The 13647-nt window shown below is 38.1% G+C and carries 9 protein-coding genes; 4 read left to right on the forward strand and 5 right to left on the reverse strand.

The window, feature by feature from the left end; genetic code table 11:
- Positions 1 to 111 precede the first annotated feature (111 nt).
- Positions 112 to 1110, reverse strand: coding sequence for a 23S rRNA (adenine(1618)-N(6))-methyltransferase RlmF (rlmF, locus tag BTO23_RS18280; protein WP_105064254.1), 999 nt, complete (start codon positions 1108 to 1110; stop codon positions 112 to 114).
- Positions 1111 to 1282: 172 nt separating this feature from the next.
- Complete coding sequence (locus BTO23_RS18285) at positions 1283 to 1639, reverse strand: YibL family ribosome-associated protein (RefSeq protein WP_105064255.1); 357 nt, start codon at positions 1637 to 1639, stop codon at positions 1283 to 1285.
- Between the two features lie 86 nt (positions 1640 to 1725).
- Between BTO23_RS18285 and arfB the strand changes: the two genes are divergently transcribed.
- From arfB to BTO23_RS18300, 3 genes are all read left to right on the forward strand, one after another.
- A complete protein-coding gene (arfB, locus tag BTO23_RS18290) occupies positions 1726 to 2139 on the forward strand; it encodes an alternative ribosome rescue aminoacyl-tRNA hydrolase ArfB (protein WP_105064256.1) in 414 nt (137 codons plus the stop codon).
- Positions 2139 to 4058 carry a RecQ family ATP-dependent DNA helicase gene (locus BTO23_RS18295; protein WP_061003893.1) on the forward strand — a complete coding sequence of 640 codons (1920 nt, stop codon included), beginning with the start codon at positions 2139 to 2141 and terminating at the stop codon, positions 4056 to 4058. The genes arfB and BTO23_RS18295 overlap by 1 nt, the downstream gene beginning before the upstream one ends.
- Before the next feature lie 112 nt (positions 4059 to 4170).
- Positions 4171 to 5811 (forward strand): flagellar assembly protein A, encoded by a 1641-nt coding sequence (locus tag BTO23_RS18300; RefSeq protein WP_105064257.1) that lies wholly within the window; start codon positions 4171 to 4173, stop codon positions 5809 to 5811.
- A gap of 95 nt (positions 5812 to 5906) precedes the next feature.
- Here the strand turns inward: BTO23_RS18300 and punC are convergent, their stop codons facing one another.
- Positions 5907 to 7100 carry a purine nucleoside transporter PunC gene (gene punC, locus BTO23_RS18305; protein WP_060993065.1) on the reverse strand — a complete coding sequence of 398 codons (1194 nt, stop codon included), beginning with the start codon at positions 7098 to 7100 and terminating at the stop codon, positions 5907 to 5909.
- 133 nt (positions 7101 to 7233) lie between these two features.
- On the opposite strand from punC, the gene punR reads away from it, so the two are divergent.
- On the forward strand, positions 7234 to 8142 hold the full coding sequence (gene punR, locus BTO23_RS18310; protein WP_060993064.1) for a DNA-binding transcriptional activator PunR: 909 nt from the start codon (positions 7234 to 7236) through the stop codon (positions 8140 to 8142).
- Between the two features lie 71 nt (positions 8143 to 8213).
- On the opposite strand, the gene pdxH is transcribed toward punR, so the two are convergent.
- Both pdxH and BTO23_RS18320 read right to left on the reverse strand, forming a co-directional pair.
- On the reverse strand, positions 8214 to 8849 hold the full coding sequence (gene pdxH, locus BTO23_RS18315) for a pyridoxamine 5'-phosphate oxidase (RefSeq protein ID WP_060993063.1): 636 nt from the start codon (positions 8847 to 8849) through the stop codon (positions 8214 to 8216).
- 130 nt (positions 8850 to 8979) lie between these two features.
- Positions 8980 to 13647, reverse strand: a 4668-nt coding sequence (locus BTO23_RS18320) for an Ig-like domain-containing protein (RefSeq protein WP_146107807.1), incomplete at its 5' end; no start/stop codon positions are given.

Consider the following 13647-nt stretch of genomic DNA (forward strand, 5'->3'; position numbering starts at 1 on the left):
AAATTAGAGAGATTGTTACTGAATGTGTCTGTAATTTACGTTGAGTCAAATTTAGAAACAGTTCACAACTAACTTATTGATATATAATAAATTTCGTCTAATTCTAAAAGCTTACAAATTTACATTCGCTTGGAATGTCCATGCCACAAAACGACTGATTTTATGACCTTGTGCCATATCGACAGTCTTAATAGTTTTTACACCTAATCGAGCAAGCTCTTGATACAATGCATCTACGTTTTCTTTCTTAGAGATCAATGTCGTAAACCATTGGACTTGCAGTGCAAACTCACAACTCTCTTTTGCCATTTGAGTAATGAACGCTAGCTCACCACCTTCACACCAAAGCTCTGCTTTTTGCCCACCGAAATTTAATTTTTTCACGCCTTTTAATTCATTATAAGCGTGGCCTTTCTTCGATTTGCTCGTTGCTAAGTTCTGCTGTTTACGCTCTGATCCTGCCGTTGCTTCTTCTTCTGATGCATGGAATGGAGGGTTACACATCGTGAACGCAAATTCGTCTTGTGGCTTAATAATACCTCTAAAGATATTCTCTTCATTCTTTTGCTGACGACACTCAATGCCCTTTTTCAAGCTTGGGTTGTTGTTGGCAATAAATGAGGCCATTTTCAGAGCTTGAACATCAATATCTGAACCAACAAAGCTCCATTGGTATTCACGGTGACCAAGAATTGGGTATACGCAGTTAGCACCAACACCAACGTCTAAACCACGAACATGCTTACCTGTTGGGATCTCACCTTCATTCGTAATTGCCAATAGATCGGCAATATTATGAATGTAATCTGCACGACCAGGAATTGGTGGACAAAGGTAACCTTCAGGAATATCCCAAAATGGAACATCGTAGAAATGAGCTAATAATGCTTTGTTCAATGCTTTAACAGCAAGAGGATCTGAAAAGTTGATTGATTCATTACCATATTGATTCGTTTCAACAAATGCTTTCAGTTCAGGAGACGTCGCAATCAGCGCAGGAAAATCATAACTTGCATTATGTTTATTGCGAGGATGCATAGATTTTTTAATCGGAGCTTCGTTATTATTCTTAGATGCCGCTTGATTTTTTGAAAAATGAGAATGAGACATGTGAACTCAATGGTAATAAATAATGGCGGATATAATAGCTTATCTTCAGCATAATTACTTTAAATAACGTCGATAAAACTACGTGAAATAATACTCTTTGATGCATAAAAAAAGCATCAAATACACACTGGCATTTGATGCTTTCTACTAAGTTTAGAAATAAGTTACGACATTAGAATGCTTGAGGAGCAAAACCTGTCATTTCTTTAAGACCAAGCTCTCTGCCTAACGCAGTCATTGGGTGAACAACAACTAGACCGCGAACTGATTTCTTCAGTTTGCCCATGTCTGCTTGCTCTGCTTTGGTAATTGCACGTTTGAATTCAAGGTTACGAACTTCTGTTCCTTTACTCCCTGTTTCAAATTGCTTTTTACCATTTAATTTTGCTACTTTCTTTTCTAGCGTTTGGATTTCATGCAAAAACTGTTTAACGACAGGTTGATCATCACGCTTTTGAGCAGCATCTAAACGGTGCTTGCAACGATCTAAACGGTTATGAATTTTTTGCAGTTCTTCTTTTACACTCATGAAATTACCTTTGTATTGAAAATGGTGCGTATCGACGCTACCTGATAGTATACCCTCTAATAGAAGTTCGATCATAGGTTTATTACATGTTAACCATTTCAAATTACGTTCAGTTAGCCAGTTGGGAAATTGAACTCACCGCGATTAGAGCACAAGGTGCGGGTGGTCAAAATGTCAATAAAGTCTCTAGTGCAATCCATTTACGCTTTGATATTAATAGTTCAACACTTCCTCCTTTCTATAAAGAACGACTGTTAAAAATGAAAGACAGTCGTATCACGAAGGAAGGTGTCATTGTTATTAAGGCTCAGCAATTTAGAACACAAGAGAAAAACAAAGAAGACGCACTTGAGCGTTTAAAAGTATTGATCCAATCCGCGGCTGAAACTCAAAAAGCACGCCGAGAAACCAAACCCACTCGCAGTTCTCAACGTAAACGTGTGGATAATAAAACACAACGCGGCCAAACTAAAAGCATGAGAAAGAAGGTAGATTACTAATGACATACCAGCAGACATTAAAAGACGTATTTGGTTTTGACTCTCTAAGAGGTGGCCAGCAACACGTTATTGAAAAAGTACTCAATGGTCATTCGTCTGCTGCTATCTTTCCGACAGGCTCAGGAAAGTCATTATGCTACCAATTGCCTGCACTTTTATTACCCAATCTAACGTTGGTTATTTCACCCTTACTTGCTTTGATGAAAGATCAAATTTCATTTTTAAAAAGCAAAGGCATTGCCGCCGCATCAATTGATTCAACTCAAACTAGAGAAGAGACTCAAGCGATACTGCAAGGGGTACGAAATGGCGAAATTAAAATTTTGATGATCTCAGTAGAGCGCTTAAAGAACGAGCGTTTTCGTCAGTTTATCGCTCAAATCAATATTTCATTATTGGTCGTCGATGAAGCACACTGTATCTCTGAGTGGGGCCACAATTTTAGACCCGATTATCTTAAACTACCTCAAGACAGAGAAGCATTAAATATCCCAAACGTCTTGTTATTAACGGCAACGGCAACGCCTGCAGTTATTGAAGATATGAGTAAAAAATTCAAAATAGATAAAGACGATATTGTCATTACTGGTTTTTATCGCCCTAATTTAGATATTTCAATTATTCCTGTGGAAGAAGAGCAAAAACGTTCTGCTTTATTTGCCACATTACAACAAAGACCAAACCAACCAAGTATCGTTTATGTCACGCTACAACAAACAGCTGAGAATGTGGGTCAATGGCTTCAAAGCAATGGCATTCAAGCCAAAGCCTATCATGCAGGTCTGAAACACGATATCAGGGAAGACATTCAACATAAATTCATGCATGGTGAACTTAACTGTATTGTCGCCACCATAGCATTTGGAATGGGTGTCGATAAATCGGATATTCGTCAAGTTATTCACTTTGATTTACCTAAATCAATTGAAAACTATTCACAAGAAATTGGACGTGCGGGTCGAGATGGTAACCCATCTTTTTGTACCGTGCTTGCCAATACTTCTGGACTGAATGTTTTAGAAAACTTTGTTTATGGAGATACACCAGACAGAGAAGCGATTCAATATGTATTGGATGATATCTATAAATCTTCTGATACATGGGAAACCCAATTACTACGCTTATCTAAAGACAGTAATGTTCGCCAACTCCCATTAAAAACACTGTTAGTTTATTTGGAACTCAAGAAAATAATCCAAGCTAAATACAGTTATTATGCAGATTATCGATTTAAAACCTTAATTCCAGTGAATGATATTATTGGTAAATTCCAAACTGAACGCCAGTATTTTGTATCCACAGTTTTTCAGTGTTCTCCAAAATCAAGAACATGGCACACAGTGGATTTTGATGCGCTTTGGATTGGTTACCAAGCTGAACGTAAGCGTGTCATTGCAGCATTAGATTACTTTCACGAACAAGGTTGGATAGAGCTTGAAAGTAAGTTAATGACTGAAGTTTACCAAGTATTAAATAAAGTAGAGAGCACTCACGTACTTTCTCAAGAACAACATCAGCTGTTCAAAAATAAAGAAGAAAGTGAAATTAATCGTATTCATGCCATGCTCGATTTCTTTGAAACAAAGACATGTTTAAGCCATTCCTTAGCGAATTACTTTGCTGATTTTAACGCACCAGTACAATGCGGCCATTGTTCAGCTTGTCGTTCTGAAGGCGCTCATTTACCAAGAAATAATTTTGTCTTTGTGGCAGATGACGAACAAGTAAAAAATTGGTGTCAAGAATTACAAAATGGCAGTAAAGAACCTCTTGCCAATGCTGTTTTTGCTCGTTTCTTATGTGGAATACCAACACCTTTAACGACAAAAATTAAAGCGAATAAAATGCAAGGATACGCGAAATTTGAATCTCAACCATTTTTTGAGGTACTCGAATTAGTCGGAAAATTAAACGGATAATTTATAAACTGTGAGCGTGTTGGCACTTATTACACATTTCGTGAACCCCATACGCTATAAGTGATAATGTTCTTTCTTAATGCTGAGAATTCAGCACCTATTGGGAGAGAATATGATCGATCACTTTTTGGCATTTTCAGATAATAAATCTGTTGTACGTTTTATTGTTCCTGAAAATACAACATTGAACCAATCTATTGAGGTAATGCATTTTCATCAAGCATTACACTCAATTGGTGCTGATCAATTTTATCTTTTTGAAAATAAAGTAGAAGAAATTATCGTTGCAATTAATAAAGGCAGCCTTAGTTCTATTGATGATACTGTGATAGCACAACGCCTAAATGCTCAATTATCTATCCACATTCAAGACGATGAAATGAAAGCCTCTATGACGGTAACTGGGGCTTATGGCGGGCAACCTCTACGCGGTCCTGCCATTATTACAGCATTAACAGAAAATAGAATATTAAAAGGCATACAAAAAGAAAGCCTTAAAACCTTATTATTAAAAAGCAAAGATCTTGCTTCTGGTGAAACCTATTCTGAAGTCATTGCTATTGGTCGAGAAGCTATACCAGGGCAAGACACACTATTTGAAGCGTTAGTTCCTAATGTAAAAGAACGTATTCTACAACCACAAGAAACTGACGATGGTCATGTGGATATGCGAAATTTAGGGGAAGTTATTAGTGTTAAGAAAAATACGCCATTAATGAAACGTATCCCTGCAACACAAGGAGTTAATGGTAAAACGATTACAGGAAAAATAGTAATTGCCACACCAGGAAATGATTCCCCATTCCAACTTTACTCTGGCTCTTCTCTTTCTCCAAATGATCCTGAATTACTCATTTCTGATATTGATGGTACACCACTGATTCACAAAGCAGGCGTTGGTATCGATAATTTGCTAACACTAAAAAGTGTTAATGCAACGACTGGACACGTTTCATTTGAAGGCAGTATTTTTGTACAAGAAGATATTGAATCAGGAATGAAAGTGACCGCAACAGGTTCTATTACCGTAGGCGGTTTTATTGAAAATGCTGAGGTAACGGCAAAACATGATATTACCGTAATGAATGGCATTATAGGTCGCCCTGTACACTATGATGATAACTTAACTTGCGTACTCAAAGCAGAAGGGTCTATAACCAGTAAACTTGCTCAAAATGCATATTTAATAGCTCATAACGACATTCATATTACTCTTCATGCGAACCATTGTTTAGTGGAATCATTAGGCTCTATTTGTGTTCTAGATAAAACAGAGAGAAATGGCACCATCAGTGGAGGCAGTCTTACCGCTAATGGCTCGATTAAAACGGCCAATTTAGGCATTGAAGGAGGGGCTTATACTAAGGTTCATGCTTTTCATAATTTTAATGAGCAAAAAGAAAACCTGCATTCACTCCAAAAACATCTAGATGATGTAAGCGCTCAAGTTGTAAAAATTGCACAAATAAATATTGAACGACAGTCTCCAGAATTAGCAGAGAAGATATTGCGCTCAAAAGAAAAATCAACTCAAGATTTGCAGGCTATAAAATCAAAATTAGCCAAAGAACAGATCATCTTTAATGCAAATTTAAAAGATAATCATGTATTTGTTACTAATAAAATATTTCCAAGAGTAGATGTCCAATTTAACACTGAACATTTAGTCACAAAAAGAGAATATAGCCCAAGTAAAATATCCTACTCTGGTTATGAAATAGATATTGAACCTGTCATGATCAAGAAAAAATAATCAATAAACCAATCCAATATCACCTTAAAAAAGACAAAAAAATAGCATTGGCGGTTTCGCTCAATGCTATTTTTTATGATGTTATTTAGAGAGTATTATTGCTCTGCTAATACCATTTTTTCTTCTTTATTCGATTTAAATACCAATACAGCACCAATGAATAAGAACACCAATTGTAGCAGCATAATACTACCCATTGAGATAGGACCTAAATAGCTAATGCTTGATACCATTGCACTTGCTGCTACACAAAATAGCATTTGTAAAAAGTTTAATAGACCTGAAGCAACTGCGCTGCCTTCTTTAAAATCCATTAATGCGTTATTTACAACAATCGGATACACCGCGCCATTCGCTGCTGCTAAGAAACAGAAAGGAATTAACATTGGAATGATTGATGAAACGTCCATTCTCCACGAGATTAAAAATACTGTAACTACGCTTGCAACAGATAGTTTCAAAATCCAAGGAAGTACTTTTTGGCTTTCAAAACGCTCTAGCGCCCAACGACAGCCGTAACCACCAACAATGAATGCGATTGTTTGTGGAATGTAGCTCAAACCAATATCTGCGCCTGAATAACCCATTTGTGTCATGACAAAAGGTGAGCCTGTTAACCATGCAAAGAAAATTGCAGAGCTTGCAGCGTAAATTAGCATATTACCTGTGAATTTTTTTGACTTAATAACATCACGAAAAGTAATGGTTTTTGCATTCGAATTTGCAGCCTGTGCAGGCTCTTTATCAGCAAACGTTCTTGCCGCTAGACCAACACCAATAACCGTTAATGTTACAAAAATCATCGACCAGCCATAGAACTTTTCAATTGCCGCACCAAGTAAAGGAGCCAGTGCAGGAGAGAGGGCAACTAGCGGCATAATCGTTGCGAAAATACGTTGAGATGTTTTTGCATCATAACGTTGAATCACCATCGCTTGCCAGATAACGTTTGCACTACAAGCACCTAACGCTTGGAAGAAGCGAGCAACTAATAGCATTTCGACACTGGTTGAAAATGAAGCAACTAAACTGCTTATTGCAAAAATGCTTAGACCAATGATTAATGATTTCTTCGTGCCTAATTTTTGAGTCAAACGCCCATAAAAAAGTTGACCAATGGCCATACCAAACAAGAAAATACTTAACGTTAGACCTATCATGCTTTCTGTTGTTGCCAGATCACCACGAATGATATCGAATGCTGGTAAATACATATCTGTAGCTAAAAAGCCCAACATACTTAGGCCAGCAAGCCAGATATAAGGAATAGATTGTTTTTGCTTATCCATGTTCTTTCTCCAAAGATGAACATATTTCTAGAATTATTTGCATTCTATTTGTTAGTTGCTACTCTTGTGAAACGATAATATTTGCACTTTGCATCAATATTTTTGATGTGAATAATTCACCATCAGGTTTTTTATGTTTTCTTATCACGAATTAATCACTATTGAGTCTGTAGCACGTCTTGGCAGTTTTAGTCACGCTGCTGAAGAATTGCACAAAGTACCGAGTGCAATTAGCTATACAATTAAGTCTGTTGAAGACCGCTTAACCGTGTCTCTTTTTACTCGTTTGCATCGTAGAGTAGAATTAACTGCTGCCGGTGAATATTTTGTAGAACAAGCAAGAAAACTGCTTAAAGAGATGGAAGATATACGTTTAAATACACAACGAGTCGCTAATGGTTGGCAACAAAGTGTCTCTGTGGCACTAGATAACGTCGTTCGTGAAAATAGCGTAAACCAACTGGTTCGTGATTTTTATGCAACCTTCCCAGATATAGAGCTTCAATTAACAATGGAAGTATTTAATGGCGTATGGGACGCCTTAATGACAGGCAGAGCGGATATTGGTATTGGAGCTACGGCAACGATACCTATCGGTGGTAACTTCTCTTATCGTCCAATGGGGGAGCTTTCATGGGACTTTGTTATGAGTACAACTCACCCACTCGCAAACTATGACGGTGCAATCCCCGATTCTGAATTAATGAAATACCCTGTAATATGCCTAGAAGATACTTCTCGTATATTACCAAAACGAACAACTTGGCAGTTAGATAATCAACGTCGATTAATTGTTCCTAATTGGCACAGTGCTGAACAGTGCTTTATTGATGGTCTAGGTGTTGGTGTTATGCCGAGCCATAAAGCGAAGCGACTATTATCTTCTGGACATATTATTAGTAAAGAAATCAAAAATAATATAGATCCAAGTCCTTGTTGTTTAGCTTGGAATAAAAACAACCAATCTATCGCAATTCAATGGCTATTAGATTATCTGGGTGATACTGAAAAACTTAACACTGAATGGTTAAAAGAGGGATAAAAAATACCGATGATCATGGATCGTCGATATTTTTATAAAACAATCTAGATCAAACTACAATTAAGTCAAGATCATGGCGCTAATCGGTCGATCATCCACTCATCTTGATCTTTACTGTATAGAAAACGATCGTGCAAACGACTATCACCGCCTTGCCAAAACTCAATAGAATCTATTTTAATTCTAAAGCCGCCCCAAAATTTTGGTACCGGTATTTCTCCTTTCGCAAACTTTTGCTTCAACTCAAGAAATTTCCCTTCTAATGCAGAGCGTGTCGTCAATCGACTACTTTGTTTACTTGCCCAAGCTGCAATCTGACTTTCTTTTGGTCTCGAAGTGAAATATTTCATATTCTCTAGCGCTGAAAGTTTTTCGGCAGTACCCGTTATATGAACTTGACGCTCAAGAGGATGCCATGGGAAATGCAACGAGATTTTACTATGGTCTTCTAAATGCTGTGCCTTTCTAGAAGCAAGGTTGGTATAAAAAACAAAACCAGTTTTATCAAAATGTTTTAATAGCACAATACGCTGAAAAGGCTGTCCATTTTTATCAACCGTAGCCACTGTCATTGCCGTTGGATCTGTTAATTTAGCTTCGACAGCTTGTTTTAACCACTGCTCAAACAAATCTATAGGTTCCTGTGGTAAATCCGCTCTACGTAGACCACCAAGACTATAATCACGGCGGATATCTTCTAATTCCATTACTATATCTCCAACTGCTTTTTCTAAATTGTGCTCTTTTGATATCATTTAATCAAGAGTTAGACCTTGAGGTGTTGTAGCAAGTAAAAAGGGCCTCAAATAGACCCTTTATCTAGTTCACGCTATACAATCAATTATTATCATCTAACTTAAACATTTGATTATCTAATAGTTGAGTTAATATTTCTGATTGATTTGAGAAGTTGGCATCTTCTAATCCAAATGAACCAACGCCACCTTCAACAATAATAGTGTGATTATTATCAGAATCATCGGTAATAGCTAACGTTAAGTCATCACCACTTTCTGATACGGTTACATGAGACAGTAAATCTTCCATATCAACAGCACTATCACTACCACTAATGATATCGGTTAGATCAATTAAATCCTCACCGACAGTAAAATCTTTAATCGTATCGCTACCAGTACTAACTCCTTGGTCAACCCACTTGAAGATATCGTCACCTGAACCACCGACTAAAATATCATCACCTAACCCGCCAATTAAGATGTCATCACCTTCATGGCCTAAAATAATATCTGCATTATCCGATCCGATAACAACATCATCGCCAGTTGATGCATTAAGACTAGACGTTATTGCGGCATTAACTTCTCCACTAGGACTTATATTTAACGTTACAAGTTGCTCACTCTCTAGGCCATTATCATCTACTGTTGTGTATAACACTTCAAAAGCAACCGATTTTCCTGATTCAATATTAGGTGCTGATAATGACGGTTGGAAATAGTAAGAACCATCTTCTTCAATACGCAAATCACCATATTCTGTATCAATAACTAACTGATTATTATCTTCACTAACAATATACGTCGTACTTAAAATTACGCCGTTTTGATCCATTACTTGTAATACTTCAGTTTTAGTCTCATCAATAATAATGGCAGCCGCATCTAAACCTATAACACCCATAAGAAGCGCACCAGTTTGCCCAATAGTAGGGCGAAGCTTTGGTAACTCAGTGAGTAATTGCCCATCGGTGAGGTAAACCACTTTGTCAGAAATCTGATTTAGCCCACTTAGCGTTGTATTTGAATCTCTAACAATACCTATAGCAGTTACATCTTTGCCTATAATAAAATCTTCCCAAATATCTTTAGGTCCATTATTACCACCTTGCCAACCACCATCATTATCACCATCACTGAAGAAGTAAACTACATCATTAGTTTCTCCTGTAATATTGGTAATTTGAGTGTCTTGATAACCAGACATTACAGCGTAGATACCTTCCTCGTAATCAGTGCCTCCTTTAGGATAAAAATTTTCATCCTTATTTTTTTCGGCAATATCAACAAGCGCCGCATTTAATGCATCAATTGCACTTTGAACGGTGAACCAGCCAAGCGACTCTACATCTTTATCCTGACTACTGTATTTTTGATCATCAAAATCAACTAATTGAACTTTAACCTCTTCAGAACCTTCTTGAACCTTCACATTATTAAGCATAGCTATTGAGGCTTCTAAAACTAGCTCCATCCTTGTTTTATCTTGATCTGGATTTGAGTTATCAGATTTAAAAGGTTTATGATCCATACTGCCCGATGAATCAAGAACTAAAGAAATCAATGTTGTCGGCGTTTCCCCTCCTTGATCTGCATGTATATCTTGACTAGGTGACGCAGTAACAGTGGTTGTCGCTTCTGAATTATTTGAAGATTCTTTTGCAACCGCTGAAACATCTATATCAAGAGTTTCTGTCGATGGATAACGAATAACTAAATTATCGTAATTAATCGTTTGAGTGCTTTGACCTGTAATATCAATCACCCAAACTTGCTCACCATTCACATCTTGAAACTCTCCAAGAGGTTGATTGGAATCTTTATCAATAATTTGAGCGCCAGCAGGAAGACCTGAGATATTAATAGCATCTAAATATTCACTACCATCTGTATCCATTACAGATGCAGATAAATCTAGTGTCGTTTCTGTCTCTTGTAGAATCGTATACGTTCCATCAGGATTTAGCTCAACAATGGCATCAGAGAAGATTAATCGCTCGATTTGATATAACTGATCACCATTATCTTCAGGTGCTGTATGGTCATATCCGGTATCTCTACCTAATGTGTCAGTTACAACCCAATGATCGACACCTCCACCATGTGCTCCACCTTGGTTTACGATTAAATATTCACTTATTTTTCCACTATATATAACGCCATCAATACCAGAATCTAGAGGTCCAGTACCTCCATATATTGAGTCATTATAAGCTCCCCCGACAAAAACATCGTTACCAGTGCCTGCAACCGAGTCACCAATCAAATTATTTACAACACCAGTACCAATAATTAAATTGTTACCGTCATCACCAAGCACCATTTCACCGCTATAAACAACATTCCCTATACCAGGTATAGTTCCGCCATTAGCAAAGAAGTCTTTAATTGAATTTACATCACTAGTATCAAAACCAGGGCCAGCAATTACTGATTCACCTAACACAACAGATAGCGTTGGTTCATCCGCTATTGCATTAACGATAAGTGTTGCTGTTCCTTTTGATGATTGATATCCGTCGGTCGCTGTTATTTCAAATTCAACTGCATTATTACTATCAAAATGTACATTTTCTACAGGCGTAAATTGAGCACCTATAACTTCATCACCATTAAAAATAAGCTCTAAAGAACCAAATGCTGGATCAACCGTAATATTAGTTAACGTAACATCATCTCCATCCAGATCTGTTATCAGCAAGTCGTTTAAATTTAATGGGATAGCGACATCTTCATACGTCGCATTAAATACTGAATCGTCAATGATTGGGGCATTATTTATTGCACGCTCAGTACTGTCAGTTGAAACAGTAATAACACCAGTATCGGTAGCATCATCACTATCTGTTGCTTGATAAGGAATATCTTCACTCACCATAGCATCAACAACTTCAACACCTTGCAATGTCACATTCGAATTTGACGCAGTGGAACCCTCTCCATGAACGGTATAAACCCGAATTTGGTCAAAGCCGCTATCAAGCTGAATATTAGCGGTAAACTCACCGCTACCATCATAAACATTATGAGTTTCATCATCGAAGATATAAGGGCTTTCTCCAACAAGAACCCCATCTTTAAATAATAAGATATGAATTTCAGCATTCGCATTACTATTTTCTGAATAATTACCAAAGACACTACCAAAATCAATATTAACTTCTCTAATATCAATATCTGTTGTATTTGTATTTCCTACATCCGTAAAATCGACTTCAATATAATCTTTCGAATTTACATCTATTTCACTACTGCCGACCCCTAATCCTGTTTCATTTGTTGCTGAATCATAATAAAGCTCATCTGCCGTTAATGTACTTGTCGTATCAGGTCGTTCTCCAGAATAAGTTCCCCCTGACACAATAACACCGCTAGCTAAAGTGAAAGACGTCACCGTACCGTTATTATAGTTAGGAGCAAAATCTTCTGTTGCATTAAAACTCAAATCATCGTTTATTGTATCGTTAAGTTCATATTCAATTTGAGAGTCTTCAGTTAATAACGTTGTTGCTGTGATTTCAGTACGAGTGTCTCCATCAACAAGATATAGAGTCCCAAATTCTGGTAACTCAGTAATGTTGATTCCAACAGATTTATCATCTGTAGTACTAGCATCGTCTTCAATATCACTCACATGAGGAGCGAAAGTAAATTGAACGCTTGTATCGTCTGTTAATGTGATTTCAAAATCTGTAGCAATAGGGTCTGAATTAACCGTCACGTCTTGCGTGATCATCGCTTCGTTACCTGCCGTATCTTCCGCTGTAATCGTTAGACTGTTTGAACCCTCGGCCAGCGCGTGGGTAATCGCAATGGTATAAACACCATTTACATCCGCAGTGCCTATCGCTGTGCGAGCGGCACCCGTCGCATCCGTGTACGTAATAGTCACGTTCGCGCCCGCCTCAGTTACGCCAGTGATATTTGGTGTTGTTATGTTAGTTACAGTATCAGTATTTAATCCTGTGTTTGTTGCATCTGTAATATCAGAAGTTAATCCACTTACTTGGGTATCTACCGTATGAGTTGAGGTTGCAGTGCTGTTGACTTCGTTACCCGCCGCGTCCGTTGACGCCACGCTCACTTCAAACTCGGTATCGTTAGCTAGGTCACTGCCAGCCACGTTCACTGTCCAGTTGCCATTTTCATCAACCGTAGTTTGGTAAGCCTGACCATTAATGGTCATGGTTACTACATCGTTTTCACTGATGTCGCCACCGATTGCCGTACCTGTCACTGCGATGACTTGTCCGCTTTCTGCCGCGTTAATCACGTCATCTTCGGTGATATCAGCCACCGTGACAGTGCCTGCATCCGCTGACGTATCTACTGTATGCGTTGAAGTTGCAGTGCTATTAATCGTGTTACCCGCAGCATCGGTTGATGCCACGCTGACTTCAAACTCGGTATCGTTAGCTAGGTCACTGCCAGCCACGTTCACTGTCCAGTTGCCGTTTTCATCAACCGTGGTTTGGTAAGCCTGACCATTAATGCTCATGGTCACCACATCATTTTCACTGATGTCACCACCGATCGCCGTACCTGTCACTGCGATCACTTGGCCGCTTTCTGCTGCGTTAATCACATCATCTGCGGTGATATCAGCCACCGTGACAGTACCAGCTTCTGCAACCAGATCAACCGTATGGGTTGAGGTTGCTGTACTGGTGACTTCGTTACCCGCCGCGTCCGTTGATGCCACGCTTACTTCAAACTCAATGTCGTTGGCTAAGTCACTGCCCGCGACATCAACACTCCAGTTGCC

The sequence above is a fragment of the Aliivibrio sifiae genome (assembly GCF_002954715.1).
Taxonomy (GTDB): domain Bacteria; phylum Pseudomonadota; class Gammaproteobacteria; order Enterobacterales; family Vibrionaceae; genus Aliivibrio; species Aliivibrio sifiae.